The organism is Streptomyces sp. NPDC088732 (assembly GCF_044751205.1).
Taxonomy (GTDB): domain Bacteria; phylum Actinomycetota; class Actinomycetes; order Streptomycetales; family Streptomycetaceae; genus Actinacidiphila.
Window position 1 is genome coordinate 140,213 of record NZ_JBIVLI010000007.1, and the last position, 15,952, is coordinate 156,164.

Below are 15,952 nucleotides of genomic sequence, written 5' to 3' on the forward strand. Positions count from 1 at the left end.
CGGGCAGCCATGTCTCGCGGGGCGGGACGACGGCACGTCAGGCGCGCCGGGGCACCGACCGTACCCGCCATCCGCCGCACCTGTGTGAACGCAGTGTTTCAGCCACCCCGGCCAGGGGTTCCGACCGAAAACCTCACCCTCCCGGGGAGGGTTTCCCCTACTCCCGGGCCGGACTTGCCACCCTTTGGCCCGGATGACCCGGGACGTGACGTCGGTCACGCTCACGACAACCGGCCAATCGATGAAATGCACCTGTCATTAATGCCCTGTTCGGTGCGAGGCTCCTTACCGCGCGGAACACCGCGCACCCCCCACATCCCCCGGGTGCGGTTCCGCCCGGGGACCACGCCTGCCGTCCCCACACGGCGGGACCCAAGGAGTCACATTGCGCAAGAAGCTGGCACTCGGCACCCTCGTGGCCACATCGGCACTCCTGGCCGGCGGCCTCCAGTCCCTCGCGGCGACCGCACGGCCCGCGCCGTCCGCCACCGCGCTCGCCGCCTCCCACGCACAGGCCCTCACCGACGCCCGCGGCCAGGCGGGCGCCCTGGCCGGCGCCCTCGGCCTGGGCTCCCAGGAGCGGCTGACGGTCAAGGACGTCGTCGTCGACCCGGACGGCACCCGCCACCTGCGCTACGACCGCACCTACGCGGGCCTGGAGGTGCTCGGCGGCGACCTGGTGGTCCACCAGGGCAGCGACGGCGCCACCCGGTCCGTCTCGCGGACCGTCACCGCGAGCATCGCCCCCGCCACCCTCACCCCCGCCGTGACGCCCTCCGCCGCCCGCGACAAGGCCGCCGCCACGGTCAAGGGCCTGTTGAAGACGCCGCTGGTCAAGGGCGAGGAACCGCTGAAGACCGTCGGTACCGCCGCCACCCCGCAGAAGGTCGTCTGGGCGGTCAGCGGCACGCCCCGGCTCGCCTACCGGACCGTGGTCCACGGCACCCAGGCCGACGGCACCCCGAGCGAGCTCAACGTGATCACCGACGCCGGCACCGGCGCGGTGATCCAGAAGTACGAGGGCATCCAGACCGGCACCGGCACCGGCGTCCACGTGGGCTCGGTCACCCTCACCACCACCAAGTCCGGCAGCACCTACACGCTGAAGGACGCGAGCCGCGGCGGCATCTCCACCACCGACCTGAACAACCGCACCAGCGGCACCGGCACCACGTTCACCGACACCGACGACGTGTGGGGCAACGGCTCCGCCTCCAACCGCCAGTCGGCGGGCGTGGACGCCCAGTTCGGCGCGGCGGCCACCTGGGACTTCTACAAGAACACCTTCGGCCGCTCGGGCATCAGGAACGACGGCAAGGGCTCCGTCTCGCGCGCCCACTACGGCAGCAACTACGTCAACGCCTTCTGGGACGACAGCTGCTTCTGCATGACCTACGGCGACGGCTCGGGCAACACCCACCCGCTGACCGCGCTCGACGTCTCCGGCCACGAGATATCCCACGGCGTGACCAGCGCCACGGCCGGCCTGACCTACTCCGGCGAGTCCGGCGGCCTCAACGAGGCCACCTCCGACATCTTCGGCACCATGGTCGAGTTCAACGCCAACCTCGCCTCGGACACCCCGGACTACCTCATCGGCGAGAAGATCGACATCAACGGCGACGGCACCCCGCTGCGCTACATGGACAAGCCGTCCAAGGACGGTGCCTCCGCCGACTACTGGTCCTCCTCGGTGAAGAACCTCGACGTGCACTACTCGTCGGGTGTGGCCAACCACTTCTTCTACCTGCTCTCCGAGGGCAGCGGCGCCAAGACCATCAACGGCGTCAGCTACAACAGCCCCACGAAGAACGGCTCCACCGTCACCGGCATCGGCCGCGCCAAGGCCGCGGCCATCTGGTACCGCGCCCTGACGGTGTACTTCACCTCGTCCACCAACTACGCCAAGGCCCGCACCGCGACGCTGAACGCGGCCAAGGACCTGTACGGCAGCGGCTCCGCCGAGTACAACGCGGTCGCCGCCGCCTGGACCGGGGTCAACGTCGCCTGACGGCGCGCCGGTGCAGCCCGGTGACCCGTTGACCCGTTGACCCGGCCGGCACCCCGATCACTCGCGGTGCTGCGGACCGCCCCATACGGTCCGCAGCACCGCGAGGACGCACAAGGTGCCGATCACGCAGGACCACCCGTTCACCAGATGGACGGGCCCGAACTCCGCGGCGGCACCTGCCGCCGCCATTCCCGCGCCCTGGACCGTCATCAGGCCCGCCGACTGCACGGTCATCGCCCGGCCGCGCAGTTCCTCCGGAACGGCGTCGACGAACCACTGGTCCACGCCCAGCGTCCAGGCGCCGGTGAGCCCGGCGGCAAACATCGCGGCCAGGGACCAGGGCAGCGACGGCCGCAGCAGGAAGGCGGCGTAGGGCAGCAGGGTGCACGCCACCAGCGGGCCGGCGATCCGGCCACGGGCCGCCGGGCTCAAGTACCCGCCCGCCAGGGCCTCCCCGAGGATCATGCCGACCGGCATCGCCGCCATGAAGAGGCCGAGCCCCGTCGTCCCCGCCCCCACGGACTGCGCGTACGGCGCCGCGAGCGCCTCCGGGACGACGCAGAAGAACGACGGCACCCACGCGAGCAGCAGGAGCCCGCGCACCCGGCGGTGGGCGAGCAGCCGTCCCGTACCGCCGCCGTCACCGCGTTCGCGCGCGCCCCGTGCCGGCCGCCGCCTCGTCCCCAGGCGCAGCAGCAGCGCCGAGCCGAGGAACGCGGCCGCGGTGAGCAGCAAGGCGGCCCGCGGCGTGACCACGGCCAGCAGCAGTCCGCCCAGCCCAAAGCCGACGACCTGCGCTCCCTGCGCCACGATCCGGATCAGCGACCGCCCGAGGACGAAGGCGTCACCCGGGAGAATGTCGGCCAGGCTCGCCGCGCGCGTCCCGGTGAAGACCGGGGCGATCACCGCCATGACCGCGCGCAGCGCGAGCAGGACGGCGATCGGCGTCCCCGGCAGCACCATCGCGGCCGCGCACGCCGCGCACAGCAGGTCGCAGACCACCAGCACCCGGCGCGGCGGGAAGCGGTCGGCGACCCCCGCCAGCAGCGTCCCGCCCACGGCGTACGGCACGAAGCCCAGCGCGAAGGTGAGCGCCGACAGCAGCGGCGACGCGGTGAGCCGGAACACCAGCACGGACAGCGCGATCTGGGACACGACGGTGCCCTGCAAGGACAGCACGTGCGCCGCGAAGACGGCCCGGAACTCCCGCACGGCGAAGACGGCACGGTAGCCCCCGGACGCGGCGGCGGGGACGGCGTCGGCATTGAGCGTCATGGACCGCAGCGTGGCGGCCGGAACCGCACCGCCCGTAGTCTTTCGGCTCCAGCCGAAACAAGAGTGCCCGGGAGGAGGCCGCCGATGCCGCTGCACATGCGGTTCGGGCCGGACGACCTGCTGCGCTGCCGGTTCGGGATATCCCCGCTGTGGGAGGTGACGGGCGCGGTCCGCGCCCTCAAGGAGCCCCGGCTGCAGGCCTACCACCTGCCCTGGCTGCGGCAGACGCAGCCGGCGGCGCGGGAACTGGACCTCACGCCGCTGTGGCTGCTCATGCCGCGCCGCGGCCACACCCCGGACTTCCTGTCCCCGCCGCCGGACAGCCCCCTGACCTCCATCGAGCAGGACCTGGCCCGCGTACGGGCCACCGACCCCGGCACGGCCCGCGGCGACCTCGCCCGCGCCCTCGCCGACACCCCGGGCGCGGCGGACACCCCGTCCGGCCGCGCCATGCTCGCCGATCCGGCCCGCGCCACAAGGGACTTGGCGGACCTGTGCGAACGGGCCTGGCACGCGCTGGTCGCCCCCTACTGGCCGCGCGTGCGCGCCGTGCTGGAGGCCGACATCGCCTTCCGCGCCCGCCGTCTCGCGGACGACGGGCTGACCGGGCTCTTCGCCGATCTGCATCCCTCGCTGAGCTGGGCGAACGGTACCCTGACGCTGCACCGGCCGACGCAGCACGACCGCGACCTCGGCGGCGACGGCCTGGTCCTCGCGCCCAGCGTCTTCGTCTGGCCCGACGTGGCCTCGGGCTTCGACCCGCCCTGGCAGGGCACCGTCGTCTACCCGGCGCGCGGCATCGGCGGCCTCTGGCAGACCCCGCGCGCCGACTCGGACGCCCTGGTCCGGCTGCTGGGCGCCAACCGGGCCGCCATCCTCAGCGGTCTCGGCGAACCGGCGACCACCACCGCGCTCGCCCACCGCCACGGCCTCGCCCTGTCGTCCGTCTCCTCGCACCTGTCGGTACTCCGCGACGCGGGCCTGCTCACCTCCCGCCGCTACGGCCACCAGGTCCTCTACGAACGCACCCCTCTGGGCACCGCCCTGACGACCGACTGAACGCCGCAAGCTCCGGCGCACAAAGAACGCCGGGCGGGCTGGTGATCCAGCCCGCCCGGCGTTCGTTGCGGGAACGCCCGCGGCTACTCGCCCGCGAGGTACCGCTCGACCGTGGCGACCTTGGAGGTCAGCCCGTCGGTGACGCCGGGGCGGATGTCGGCCTTGAGGACGAGGGAGACCCGCCCGGCGCGGGCCTCGACGGCGGCGACGGCGCGGCGGACGACGTCCATGACCTCGCCCCACTCGCCCTCGATCGAGGTGAACATCGCGTCGGTGCGGTTGGGCAGCCCCGACTCGCGGACCACGCGGACCGCGTCCGCGACGTACTCGCCGACGTCCTCGCCGACGCCGACCGGGCTGACGGAGAACGCGACGATCATGCCTCGACCGCCCCTCGGCCGACGTCCTTGAGCTCCTTGCGGGCGCGGGCCGCGATGACGCTGTTCTCCGCCTCGCGGCGCAGCATGCGCTCGGCGAAGAAGCCGCCGGTGGGCAGCACGGAGAGCAGGAGGTAGAGCGCGGCGCGGCCGAGCGGCCACTTGGCGCGGAACCACGCCCACACCCAGAACGCCACGTAGAGGATGAACAGGACGCCGTGCACCATGCCCATCACGGGCACCGCGTTGAAGTCCGTGGTGCGCTTGAGCACCGAGCAGATCAGCAGCAGGAGGAAGGACACCGCCTCCGGGGCGGAGACCAGGCGGAGCCGGTTCAGGGCGGATGCGGTCTTGATGTCCACGGGACCTCTCTTACGGGACTCGACTGCGAGCACTTGCACGGTACGGCTGTCGGGCGCCGACAGCCCTTGTGAACACGATCACAAAGGGTGTCACCATTATCACCCGGCCGATCCCGCACCCAGGCGCCGGGGTCCGGGAACATGTGAACCATCCGGCGGCGGACTGCGTCCCCCTCCACGACGACCGACGACCGACAACTCGCCCCCTCGAGGAAGAAACGGGATGAAGCTGGACTGGGACCGCCGGCACTGCGCCCGGCGCGGGCATGTCACCTACGCGCCCGACGAGACGCACCTGCGCGAGCGGCTGCGCGCCGAGACCGCGCTGGGCGAGGTCTGGCGCTGCCTGCGCTGCGGGGACTTCGCACTCGGCGAGCCGCACGGCTCGGGCCCCGCCGACCAGGCGCCCGAGGTGCCGCGCGGCCGCGCGCTGCGCGATCTGTTCATCCTGCGCTTCCTGGCCGTGGAGCGGCTGCTGCGCGGCCTGTTCATCGTGCTGGCGGCCTGGGCGGTGTGGCGCTTCAGCAACTCGCAGGACGCGGTGCGCCGCTTCTTCGAGGAGAACCTGACCGTCTTCCGCCCGGTCTTCGAGCACTTCCACTACGACCTCGACCACTCCCCCGTGGTCGACACCATCCGCAGGACCTTCGAGTACCGGCACTCCACGCTGCTGATCGTGGCCGGGGCGCTGCTGCTGTACGCGCTGATCGAGATCGTCGAGGCGTTCGGCCTGTGGGCGGGCAAGCGGTGGGCGGAGTACCTCACCGTGGTCGCGACAGCGGCGTTCCTGCCGCTGGAGATCTGGGAGATCACCGAGAAGGTCAGCTACCTCAAGATCGGCACGCTGCTGCTCAACATCCTCGCCGTCCTCTACATCCTGCTGTCCAAGCGGCTGTTCGGACTGCGCGGCGGGCACGCGGCCTTCGAGGCGGAGCGGCGCGGCGCCTCGCTGCTGGAGGTCGAGGAGGCGGCGGGCACGGCGGGCACCTCCGGCACTTCGGACAACCATCATGTGACGCGGACCCTGGTGACGGGTTCCTCCCGGACGGATACGGTCTGACCCGTGGCTCAGTTTCGATTGCAGGGCAGCAAGGTGCTCGCCGTGGACATGGCCGGCGACGCCGTGAAGGCGAAGAACGGCTCGATGGTCGCCTACGACGGCCAGATGCAGTTCAAGAAGATGTCCGGTGGCGGCGAGGGTCTGCGCGGCATGGTGACCCGGCGGCTCACCGGCGAGTCGATGGAGGTCATGGAGGTACGGGGGCAGGGCACCTGCTACTTCGCCGACCGCGCGAGCGAGATCAACCTCGTCCGCCTCAACGGCGAGAAGCTGTACGTCGAGGCCAGCAATCTGCTGGCGACCGAGGCGACGCTGCGCACCGGCACCACCTTCACCGGGCTGCGCGGCGCCTCCCAGGGCAACGGGCTGTTCACCACCACGGTGGAGGGCATGGGCCAGGCGGCGATCATGTCCGACGGGCCGGCCGTGGTGCTGCGCGTCGCCCCCGGCATGCCGCTCCAGGTCGACCCCGGCGCCTATGTGGCGCACACGGGCCGCCTTCAGCAGCACTTCCAGGCCGGCATCGGCTGGCGCGCCATGATCGGCGAGTCCGGCGGCGAGTCCTTCCAGATCCGCTTCGAGGGCGACGGCCTGGTGTACGTCCAGCCCAGCGAGCGCAACACGATCGGGGGGCAGATCTGATGCCGTTCACGCGGATCAACTCCAAGATGGTCGAGGCCCAGGTGCTGCCCGGGCAGCGGCTGTTCAGCCAGCGGGGCGCGATGCTCGCCTACCGCGGGAACGTCTCGTTCACCCCGAACATGCAGGGCGGGCAGGGCGGCATCGGGTCGATGATCGGCCGCCGGATGGCGGGCGAGGCGACACCGCTGATGACCGTCGAGGGCCAGGGCTCGGTGATGTTCGGGCACGGCGGCCACCATGTGCACTGCATCGACCTGACCGGCGACACCCTGTACGTCGAGGCGGACCGGCTGCTCGCCTTCGACGGCACACTGCGGCAGAGCACGATGTTCATGGGCTCCCAGGGCGGCGTCATGGGCGTCATCCGCGGCCAGGTCACGGGCCAGGGTTTGTTCACCACGACGCTTCAGGGCCAGGGCGCGGTGGCGGTCATGGCGCACGGCGGCGTGATCGAGCTGCCGATCACCCCGCAGCGTCCGGTGCACGTCGACCCCCAGGCGTACGTCGCCCACCGCGGCGACGTCCGCAACAAGCTGTCCACCGCACTCGGCTGGCGCGACATGGTGGGCCGCGGCTCCGGCGAGGCGTTCCAGCTGGAGCTGTCGGGGCAGGGCACGGTCTACGTCCAGGCAAGCGAGGAGAAGCTGTGACCGCGAACGGCCCGGTCGTCCACGACCCGTACACCCTGCCGGTCGACGACAACGTCAACCCGTACGCCTTCAGCGTCGACCTCAAGGGGCAGTGGTTCCTGCAGAAGGGGAAGATGATCGCCTACTACGGGCAGATCTCCTTCCACGGCATCGGCCACGGCGCCCTCGACGGCCTGATCCGCGCCAACTTCCACTCCCCGCTGCACGCTTCGGACTGGGTGGTCGCCGAGGGCCAGGGCAAGATGATCCTCGCGGACCGCGCCTTCGACGTGAACTCCTACGACCTGGAGGACGGCAACCTCACCATCCGGTCGGGGAACCTGCTGGCCTTCCAGCCGGGGCTGGCGCTCAAGCAGTCGATCATCCCGGGCTTCCTGACCCTCATCGGCACGGGCAAGTTCGTCGCCGCGTCCAACGGCGCGGTGCACTTCGTCGAGCCCCCGGTCCGGGTCGACCCGCAGGCCCTGGTGGGCTGGGCGGACTGCCCGTCGCCCTGCCACCACTACGACCACGGCTACATGCGCGGCGTGCTGGGCGGCCTGCGGGCGCTGACCGGCATCGGCGGCACCTCGGGCGAGGAGCACCAGTTCGAGTTCGTGGGCGCGGGCCAGGTGCTGCTGCAGTCCACGGAGGTGCTGATGCCCGAGCAGGCGACCGGCGCGGTCCCGCACGAGGCCGGCGTACCGGGCGCGGGGGCCGGTGCCCACGGCGGCGCACCGGGCGCGCCGCGGCTGCCGGGTCAACTGGGCGACCTGCAGCGCCGTTTCGGACTGTGACCGCGCGGACACGCAATCGGACCCCAATTAATACGGATTTCAACATCCTGGGTATAATTCCAGCATGGAGACTGAGAACGGCACCATCTGGCTGACCGGCGACGAGCAGCGCACCTGGCGCACCCACCTGGAGGTCAGCAAGCTGCTGACCCACCAGCTCGAACGGGACCTGCAGCCGTTCGGTCTGACGTACAACGACTACGAGATCCTGGTCAACCTCTCGGAGTCCCCCGAGCGCCGCATGCGGATGAGCGACCTGGCGCGCGCGACCCTCCAGTCCAAGAGCCGGCTGTCCCACCAGATCAGCCGCATGGAGACCGCGGGCCTGGTCCGCCGGGAGAACTGCGAGTCCGACCGGCGCGGGCTGTACGCCGTCCTCACCGAGGAGGGCTGGGAGACCATGCGCAAGGTCGCCCCGCACCACGTGGCGGCCGTGCGGGAGCACTTCATCGACCTGCTCCCGGCGGAGGACCTGGCGGCGCTGCGCAAGGCGCTGGCCCCGGTCGCCGAGCACCTGCGCGCGGTACGCGGACGCGCCTGACCGGCCGGTCCGGGCGGCCCGTTCCCGGGGCCGCTCGGTCAGGCCTGCTCGGTCAGGCCCGCGACCAGCTCGTCGGCGGCGGCGTACGGATCCAGCGCGCCGGCGACGATGCGTTCGGCCAGGACGCCGAGCCGGCGGTCACCGTGCAGGTCGCCGATCCGCTCGCGCAGCGCCGTGACGGCGATGTGCTCGACCTCCAGGGCGGCCCGGCGCAGCCGCCGCTCCGCCAGCACACCGTGCTCCTCCATCCAGGCCCGGTGCTTCTCCAGCGCCTCGACGAGCTCGTCGGTCCCCTGGCCGCGGGCGGCCACCGTCTTGACGATCGGCGGACGCCAGTCGCCCGCCTGCCGGGCCTCGCCCAGGCCCAGCATGTGGTTCAGCTCGCGGGCGGTGGCGTCGGCGCCGTCCCGGTCGGCCTTGTTGACCACGTAGACGTCGCCGATCTCCAGGATCCCGGCCTTCGCCGCCTGGATGCCGTCCCCCATCCCGGGCGCGAGCAGCACCACGGAGGTGTCCGCCTGGGCCGCGATCTCGACCTCCGACTGCCCGACGCCGACGGTCTCCACGAGGATCACCTCGCAGCCGGCCGCGTCCAGCACCCGGATCGCCTGCGGCGCGGCCCACGCCAGACCGCCGAGATGGCCGCGGGTGGCCATCGAGCGGATGTAGACCCCCGGGTCCGAGGCGTGGTCGCTCATCCGGACCCGGTCGCCCAGCAGGGCGCCCCCGCTGAACGGCGACGAGGGGTCCACCGCGAGCACCCCGACCCGCTTCCCGGCGCGCCGGTAGGCCGAGACCAGCGCCGAGGTCGAGGTCGACTTGCCGACACCGGGCGAGCCGGTCAGCCCGACCACGTACGCGCCGCCGGCGAGCGGCGCGAGGGCCGCCATCACCTCACGCAGCTGCGGGGACGCCCCCTCCACCAGTGAGATCAGCCGCGCGACCGCCCTCGGGCGGCCCTGCCGCGCCTGCTCCACCAGGGTGGGGACGTCCATCGTGCTCCTTCTTCTTTGAGGGCTCGGTTCGCCTCCGGGGCGCTCGGAGCACCCGCCGACAGTCGATCATGCTCGGTCCCTCGTTCCTCGGGACCTGCGCGTGTTCTCCTTTTCGGCGGGCGCCGCGCCCCTTCGGCTCACTCGCCCACACAGTCTGCCCACATGCCGACCAGCCGACCGGCACACAAATGATCAACCTCGGCCGAAGCCGCACCCCTCGGGCTCACTCGCCCGCAGGGTCTGCCCGCGTGCCGCCCGGCACGCGGATGGTCGGGCGCTGCGCGCGTCAGTTGGCGGGGACGCGGATGATCAGGGCGTCGCCCTGGCCGCCGCCGCCGCAGAGGGCTGCGGCGCCGGTGCCGCCGCCGCGGCGCTGGAGCTCCAGCGCCAGGTGGAGCACGATGCGGGCGCCGGACATGCCGATCGGGTGACCGAGGGCGATGGCGCCACCGTTGACGTTCACCTTTTCAGGTGTCACGCCCAAGTCCTTCATGGACTGCACGGACACCGCGGCGAACGCCTCGTTGATCTCGATGAGGTCCAGGTCGGCCACGGTGAGGCCGTCCTTCTTCAGCGCGTGCGCGATGGCGTTGGACGGCTGCGACTGCAGCGAGTTGTCCGGGCCGGCCACGTTGCCGTGGGCGCCGATCTCGGCAAGCCACTCCAGGCCCAGCTCCTCGGCCTTCTCCTTGCTCATCACGACCACCGCGGCGGCGCCGTCGGAGATCTGCGAGGAGGTGCCGGCCGTGATGGTGCCGTCCTTGCTGAAGGCGGGGCGCAGCTTGCCCAGGGACTCGACCGTGGTCTCGGCGCGGATGCCCTCGTCCTTGCTGAAGACCACCGGGTCGCCCTTGCGCTGGGGGACCTCCACCGGGGTGATCTCGGCGTCGAAGAGGCCGTTCTTCTGGGCGGCCGCCGCGCGCTGGTGGGACAGGGCGGCGATCTCGTCCTGCTCGGCGCGGGCGATGCCGAGGCGGGTGTTGTGCTTCTCGGTCGACTCGCCCATGGCGATGTTCTCGAAGGAGTCGGTCAGGCCGTCGTGGGCCATCGCGTCCAGCATCTGGACGGCGCCGTACTTGAAGCCCTCGCGGGTCTTGGGCAGCAGGTGCGGGGCGTTGGTCATGGACTCCTGGCCGCCGGCCACCACGACGTCGAACTCACCCGCGCGGATCAGCTGGTCCGCCAGGGCGATCGCGTCCAGTCCCGACAGGCAGACCTTGTTGATGGTGAGCGCCGGGACGCTCATCGGGATGCCGGCCTTGACCGCGGCCTGGCGGGCGGGGATCTGCCCGGTGCCGGCCTGCAGCACCTGGCCCATGATCACGTACTCGACCTGGTCGCCGGCGATGCCCGCCCGGTCCAGGGCCGCCTTGATGGCGACGGCGCCGAGCTCGGCGCCGGAGAAGCTGCGGAGCGAGCCGAGCAGGCGGCCCATCGGAGTGCGGGCGCCCGCGACGATCACGGACGTACGTGCCTGGCTGGTCATGACGCGGCCCCTTTGCACGGAGGGTGGGTTAACGATGGTTTCACGAGGGTGGTGTCAATGTACTGAGGGGTACGGCGGCGGTCACGAGGCGGACGGTGTGATCGCGGGCACGTTGCGTGACCATGCGTCCCGGCGGTCCACTGGACTCATGCTGACTCGAATCGATCACATCGGTATCGCTTGTTCCGACCTCGACGCGACCGTCGAGTTCTACCGTGCCACGTACGGCTTCGAGGTGTTCCACACCGAGGTCAACGAGGAGCAGGGCGTCCGTGAGGCCATGCTGAAGATCAACGAGACCTCCGACGGGGGCGCGTCCTACCTCCAGCTGCTGGAACCGACCCGCGAGGACTCCACCGTCGCGAAGTGGCTGGCCAAGAACGGTGAGGGCGTCCACCACATCGCCTTCGGCACCGATGACGTGGACGGCGACGCCGCGGCCGTCCGCGACAAGGGCGTGCGGGTGCTGTACGACACCCCGCGCACCGGCACGATGGGGTCCCGGATCACCTTCCTGCACCCCAAGGACTGCCACGGGGTTCTCACGGAGCTGGTCACCTCGTCCAAGGAGCACTGACCGGACGCGACTCGCCCCGGTAGAGTGGCGGGGCGACCCCGGGGTGGGCTGGGGTACCTGCCCGCGCCTCGGCGTGGGATCGGACACAATTCTCCGTAAGGCTCCGCGGTGAACGGGGCCCCGGGGAATCTCACTCGGTTGGCGGGTGGGTACACCAGGAGACGGATGGGACCGCGGAGTGCGGGGCTACGACCGCTACGAGGTTGAGGAAGACCACCTCTCGCAGTTCGAGGCCGAGATGGAACGGCTTCGTAAGGAGCGGGACAAGGTCGTCCAGCATGCCGACGACCTCGGATACCAGGTCGAGGTGCTGCGCGCCAAGCTGCACGAGGCGCGACGCAATCTGGCGACCCGTCCTGCCTACGACAACATGGGCCTGCAGGCGGACCAGCTGCTGCGCAACGCCCAGATCCAGGCCGACCAGCTGCGTGCCGACGCCGAACGGGAGCTGCGCGAGGCCCGCGCGGCCACCCAGCGGCTGCTCCAGGAGCAGGCCGAGCACCAGTCGCGTGCGGAGGCGGAGTGGCATGCCGAGGCCGTCGCCCGGCGCCGCCGCCTGGACGAGGAGCTGGCCGAGCGCCGGACCAACGTCGAGAGCCACGTCAACGAGAACGTCGCCTGGGCGGAGCAGCTGCGCGCCCGCGCCGAGTCCCAGGCCCGGCGGCTCATGGAGGAGACCCGGGCCGAGTCGGAGTCGGCGCTGGCCGCCGCCCGCACCGAGGCCCAGCGGATCGCCGAGGGCGCCCGCGACCGGCTGGAGTCCGAGGGGGCGGCCGCCCGCGCCGAGGCGGAGCAACTGCTGCGCCGCGCCCGCGCCGACGCCGAGCGCCTGCTCAACGCCGCCGCCAGCCAGGCCCAGGAGGCCACGTCCCAGGCCGAGCAGCTGCGTACGTCCACCCGCAGCGACACGGAGAGCGCCCGTACCCAGGCCGCCGAGCTGACCCGGGTCGCCGAGGACAAGCTGCGGGACGCCGACGAGAAGCTCCGCGAGGCGCAGAGCGAGTCCGACCGGCTCCGTGAGGAGGCGGCGAGCAACGCCGCCAAGCGGCTGTCCGTCGTCGACGCCGACAACGAGCAGCGCACCCGCACCGCCAAGGCCGAGGTCGCCCGCCTCGTCGCGGAGGCGACGAAGGAGGCGGAGGCCGCCAAGGCCGAGGCCGAGCAGGTCGTGGCGGACGCCAGGGCCGAGGCCGACCGGGTGCTGGCCCAGGCGCAGGAGACCGCCAAGTCCGAGGCGGCCGAGGACGCGGCGGCCGCGCTGGCCAAGGCGGCCCGCACCGCCGAGGAGGTGCTGACCAAGGCCACCGAGGACGCCCGCGCCACCACCCGCGCGGCGAGCGAGGAGGCCGAGCGCATCCGCCGCGAGGCGGAGTCCGAGGCGGAGCGGCTGCGCGGCCAGGCCGAGGAGTCGGCCGAGCAGCTGCTGGGCACGGCCAAGGACGACACCAAGGAGTACCGGGCCAAGACGGTCGAGCTGCAGGAGGAGGCGCGCCGGCTGCGCGGCGAGGCCGAGCAGCTGCGTGCCGAGGCGGTCGCCGAGGGCGAGCGCATCCGCGGCGAGGCCCGGCGCGAGGCCGTCCAGCAGATCGAGGAGGCGGCCCGCTCCGCCGAGGAGCTGCTGACCAAGGCCAAGGCGGACGCCGCCGCGCACCGGCAGACCGCCAACGCCGAGTCCGACCGGGTCCGTACCGAGGCCATCGAGCGCGCCGCGGGGCTCCGCCGCCAGGCCGACGAGCTGCTGGAGCGTGCCCACGGCGAGGCCGGGCAGGTGCGCGAGGAGGCGCAGGCCCAGGCCGACCAGGTCCGCGAGGACGCCGAGGCGGCCGGCGCGGCGCTGCGCGAGGAGGCCGAGCGGGGCGCCGAGCGGCTGCGCGACGAGGCCGAGGCCGATCTGGTCCGGCAGCGCGAGGAGGCCGAACGGCGCATCACCGCCGCCGAGGAGGCGCTGCGCGACGCCCGTACCGAGGCGGACCGGCTGCGCCGGGAGGCCGCCGAGGAGGTCGCCGCGCTGCGCGCGGAGGCGGCCGATCGGGTGCGCACCCTTCAGGAGCAGGCCGAGCAGGACACCCTGCGGCTGCGCGACGAGGCCGCCGCCGACGCCTCGCAGAGCCGTGCCGAGGCCGAGCAGGCCGCCGTCCGGCTGCGCGGTGACGCCGCCGCCGAGGCGGAGCAGCTGCGCGTCGAGGCGCAGGAGACCTCCGACCGCGTGCGGGCGGAGGCCCAGGACACCGCCGGCCGGCTGCGGGCCGAGGCGGCCGAGGCGCTGTCCGCCGCCCAGGAGGAGGCCGGCCGGCGCCGCCGCGAGGCCGAGGAGCTGCTGGGTTCGGCGCGCGGCGAGGCCGAGCAGGAGCGGGCGCAGGCCCGCCAGGAGAGCGACGAGCTGCTGGCCAGCGCCCGCAAGCGGGTGGAGGAGGCCGGCGCCGAGGCAGAGCGCCTGGTGGCCGAGGCCGAGCGGCACTCCGCGGAGCTGATCGGCGCCGCCGAGACGACGGCCCAGCAGGTGCGGGACTCCGTCAACGGGCTGCACGAGCAGGCCGAGGAGGAGATCGCCGGGCTGCGCTCGGCCGCGGAGCACGCGGCGGAGCGGCTGCGCAGCGAGGCCCAGGAGGGCGCCGACCGTCTGCATGCGGAGGCCAACGCCGAGCGCGAGCGGGCCGGCGAGGACGCGTCCCGGATGCGCCGTGAGGCGCAGGAGGAGGCGGAGTCCGCCCGTCAGCTGGCCGATCGCACCGTCACGGAGGCGATCGAGGAGGCCGACGCGCTGCGTGCGGAGACCCGCGAGGAGGCCAACCGGCTGCGGGTGGACGCCGCCGAGCAGGTGGACCGGCTGCTGTCGGAGGCCGTCGAGGAGGCGGACCGGCTGCGGGCCGAGGCCGGCGCGCAGGCCGAGGAGATGCTCGGCAAGGCGCAGCGCGACGCCGAGCGCCTGGGCATCCTCGCCAAGGACGCGCTGGAGGGCGCCGAGCGGGACGCCGTGGAGCGCCGCAGGGCCGCCGAGGAGGCACTGGGCACCGCCGAGTCGGAGGCCCGCCGCCTGCTGGACGAGGCGAGGAACGAGGCCAACAAGCGCCGTACGGAGGCCGCTCAGCAGGCGGACCAGCTCATCGGCAAGGCGCGGACGGAGGCCGAGCGGCTGGGCATCCTCGCCAAGGACGCGCTGGAGTCGGCGGAGCGGGACGCGGAGGCGGCCCGCGCGGAGTCCGACCGGATGCGCGACGAGGCCCGCGAGGACGCCAACAAGCGCCGGGGCGAGGCCGCCGCGCAGGCGGACGAGCTGATCTCCGGGGCGCAGGCGGAGGCGCGGAAGATCGGCGCCTCGGCCGAGGAGCAGGCCGACACCATGGTGGGCGCCGCCCGCAAGGAGGCCGACCGGATCGTCAACGAGGCCACCAACGAGGGCAATGGCCTGGTGGAGCGGGCCCGTACCGACTCCGACACCATGCTGGAGGAGGCCCGCCGGGACGCCACCGCCATAAGGGAGCGGTCGCAGGAGCTGCGTCAGCGCGTCGAGTCCGAGGTCGAGGAGCTGCACGAGCGGGCCCGAAACGAGGCCGCCACGACGATGAAGTCGGCGGGCGAGCGGGTGGACAAGCTGGTGGAGGCCGCCACCGAGCAGCTGTCCAGGGCCGAGGCGAAGGCCCGCGAGCTGGTCGCCGACGCGGAGGCGAAGGCCGAGGACACCCGGTCGACCGCGAGTGCCGAGGCCAGCAAGGTGCGCATCGCGGCGGTGAAGAAGGCGGAGGAGCTCCTCAAGGGAGCCGAGCAGAAGAAGGCCGACACCGAGCGGGACGCGGAGCGGCAGCGCGCCGAGGCGCGGACCGAGGCCGAGCGGATCGTCACGGAGGGTAAGCGCGAGCTGGAGGTGCTGGCCCGGCGGCGCCAGGACATCAACGCGGAGATCACCCGCGTGCAGGATGTCCTTGAGGCACTGGAGTCATTCCAGACGCCGCTCGACGGGGGAAAGGGCAACAGTCAGAACGGCACACAGAACGGTAAGAACACGGTCGCTGCCGGGGCGGCGTCCGGAACCACCCGAACAGGGGGCAAGCGGTCCGACGATGCACCACTCGATTGAGCGGTCATTGTGCACAGTTACTGGACACTGACTCGATGACACGCCGCCCCGGCCCCTAGGATTCCC

Annotated in this window: 14 protein-coding genes; 9 read left to right on the forward strand and 5 right to left on the reverse strand. The window is 72.6% G+C overall.

The features are described from left to right. Window positions 1–385 precede the first annotated feature (385 nt). A complete protein-coding gene (locus ACIP9H_RS14650) occupies window positions 386–2,011 on the forward strand; it encodes a M4 family metallopeptidase (protein ID WP_401580268.1) in 1,626 nt (541 codons plus the stop codon). 57 nt (window positions 2,012–2,068) lie between these two features. Here ACIP9H_RS14650 and ACIP9H_RS14655 read toward each other — a convergent pair whose 3' ends face one another. After that, window positions 2,069–3,286: an MFS transporter gene (locus tag ACIP9H_RS14655; protein ID WP_401959269.1), complete on the reverse strand. Its 1,218-nt coding sequence runs from the start codon at window positions 3,284–3,286 to the stop codon at window positions 2,069–2,071. Window positions 3,287–3,370: 84 nt separating this feature from the next. Between ACIP9H_RS14655 and ACIP9H_RS14660 the strand changes: the two genes are divergently transcribed. Next, entirely contained in the window at window positions 3,371–4,345 is a 975-nt protein-coding gene (locus ACIP9H_RS14660; RefSeq protein ID WP_401959270.1) for a DUF5937 family protein, read from the forward strand. A gap of 83 nt (window positions 4,346–4,428) precedes the next feature. Here ACIP9H_RS14660 and ACIP9H_RS14665 read toward each other — a convergent pair whose 3' ends face one another. Together ACIP9H_RS14665 and ACIP9H_RS14670 are read right to left on the reverse strand one after the other, a co-directional pair. Beyond that, window positions 4,429–4,725, reverse strand: coding sequence for an MTH1187 family thiamine-binding protein (locus tag ACIP9H_RS14665; RefSeq protein WP_401959272.1), 297 nt, complete (start codon window positions 4,723–4,725; stop codon window positions 4,429–4,431). Beyond that, window positions 4,722–5,084, reverse strand: a complete 363-nt coding sequence (locus ACIP9H_RS14670; RefSeq protein WP_401580273.1) for a DUF3817 domain-containing protein — start codon at window positions 5,082–5,084, stop codon at window positions 4,722–4,724. The genes ACIP9H_RS14665 and ACIP9H_RS14670 overlap by 4 nt, the downstream gene beginning before the upstream one ends. 223 nt (window positions 5,085–5,307) lie before the next feature. On the opposite strand from ACIP9H_RS14670, the gene ACIP9H_RS14675 reads away from it, so the two are divergent. The 5 genes from ACIP9H_RS14675 to ACIP9H_RS14695 all read left to right on the forward strand — a co-directional run bounded on the left by ACIP9H_RS14675 (window position 5,308) and on the right by ACIP9H_RS14695 (window position 8,753). Continuing rightward, complete coding sequence (locus ACIP9H_RS14675; RefSeq protein ID WP_401580275.1) at window positions 5,308–6,144, forward strand: DUF2127 domain-containing protein; 837 nt, start codon at window positions 5,308–5,310, stop codon at window positions 6,142–6,144. A 3-nt stretch (window positions 6,145–6,147) separates the two neighbouring features. Continuing rightward, window positions 6,148–6,786, forward strand: a complete 639-nt coding sequence (locus ACIP9H_RS14680) for an AIM24 family protein (RefSeq protein ID WP_401959274.1) — start codon at window positions 6,148–6,150, stop codon at window positions 6,784–6,786. After that, on the forward strand, window positions 6,786–7,436 hold the full coding sequence (locus ACIP9H_RS14685) for an AIM24 family protein (protein WP_401580279.1): 651 nt from the start codon (window positions 6,786–6,788) through the stop codon (window positions 7,434–7,436). Before ACIP9H_RS14680 ends, ACIP9H_RS14685 begins: the two co-directional genes overlap by 1 nt. Beyond that, window positions 7,433–8,212: an AIM24 family protein gene (locus tag ACIP9H_RS14690; protein WP_360909832.1), complete on the forward strand. Its 780-nt coding sequence runs from the start codon at window positions 7,433–7,435 to the stop codon at window positions 8,210–8,212. Before ACIP9H_RS14685 ends, ACIP9H_RS14690 begins: the two co-directional genes overlap by 4 nt. Before the next feature lie 64 nt (window positions 8,213–8,276). Continuing rightward, window positions 8,277–8,753, forward strand: coding sequence for a MarR family transcriptional regulator (locus ACIP9H_RS14695; RefSeq protein ID WP_360909834.1), 477 nt, complete (start codon window positions 8,277–8,279; stop codon window positions 8,751–8,753). A gap of 38 nt (window positions 8,754–8,791) precedes the next feature. Here the strand turns inward: ACIP9H_RS14695 and meaB are convergent, their stop codons facing one another. Beyond that, window positions 8,792–9,748, reverse strand: a complete 957-nt coding sequence (gene meaB / locus ACIP9H_RS14700; RefSeq protein ID WP_401580281.1) for a methylmalonyl Co-A mutase-associated GTPase MeaB — start codon at window positions 9,746–9,748, stop codon at window positions 8,792–8,794. Window positions 9,749–10,034: 286 nt separating this feature from the next. Further along, window positions 10,035–11,210 (reverse strand): acetyl-CoA C-acetyltransferase, encoded by a 1,176-nt coding sequence (locus ACIP9H_RS14705; protein ID WP_401581096.1) that lies wholly within the window; start codon window positions 11,208–11,210, stop codon window positions 10,035–10,037. A gap of 172 nt (window positions 11,211–11,382) precedes the next feature. Here ACIP9H_RS14705 and mce point away from each other — a divergent pair, with 172 nt between their 5' ends. Together mce and scy are read left to right on the forward strand one after the other, a co-directional pair. Further along, the gene (gene mce / locus ACIP9H_RS14710; RefSeq protein WP_401580283.1) at window positions 11,383–11,811 is read left to right on the forward strand and encodes a methylmalonyl-CoA epimerase; all 429 of its coding nucleotides are present in this window, start codon (window positions 11,383–11,385) and stop codon (window positions 11,809–11,811) included. Window positions 11,812–11,989: 178 nt separating this feature from the next. Next, window positions 11,990–15,886 carry a polarized growth protein Scy gene (gene scy / locus ACIP9H_RS14715; protein WP_401581098.1) on the forward strand — a complete coding sequence of 1,299 codons (3,897 nt, stop codon included), beginning with the start codon at window positions 11,990–11,992 and terminating at the stop codon, window positions 15,884–15,886. The last annotated feature ends 66 nt before the right edge of the window (window positions 15,887–15,952 follow it).

Bases quoted from the DNA above. Each gene is read 5' to 3' on its own strand.
- ACIP9H_RS14665 (WP_401959272.1), bottom strand. From the start codon at position 4,725: ATGATCGTCGCGTTCTCCGTCAGCCCGGTCGGCGTCGGCGAGGACGTC.
- ACIP9H_RS14660 (WP_401959270.1), top strand. From the start codon at position 3,371: ATGCCGCTGCACATGCGGTTCGGGCCGGACGACCTGCTGCGCTGCCGG.
- ACIP9H_RS14685 (WP_401580279.1), top strand. From the start codon at position 6,786: ATGCCGTTCACGCGGATCAACTCCAAGATGGTCGAGGCCCAGGTGCTG.
- mce (WP_401580283.1), top strand. From the start codon at position 11,383: ATGCTGACTCGAATCGATCACATCGGTATCGCTTGTTCCGACCTCGAC.
- ACIP9H_RS14675 (WP_401580275.1), top strand. From the start codon at position 5,308: ATGAAGCTGGACTGGGACCGCCGGCACTGCGCCCGGCGCGGGCATGTC.
- ACIP9H_RS14695 (WP_360909834.1), top strand. From the start codon at position 8,277: ATGGAGACTGAGAACGGCACCATCTGGCTGACCGGCGACGAGCAGCGC.
- meaB (WP_401580281.1), bottom strand. From the start codon at position 9,748: ATGGACGTCCCCACCCTGGTGGAGCAGGCGCGGCAGGGCCGCCCGAGG.
- ACIP9H_RS14655 (WP_401959269.1), bottom strand. From the start codon at position 3,286: ATGACGCTCAATGCCGACGCCGTCCCCGCCGCCGCGTCCGGGGGCTAC.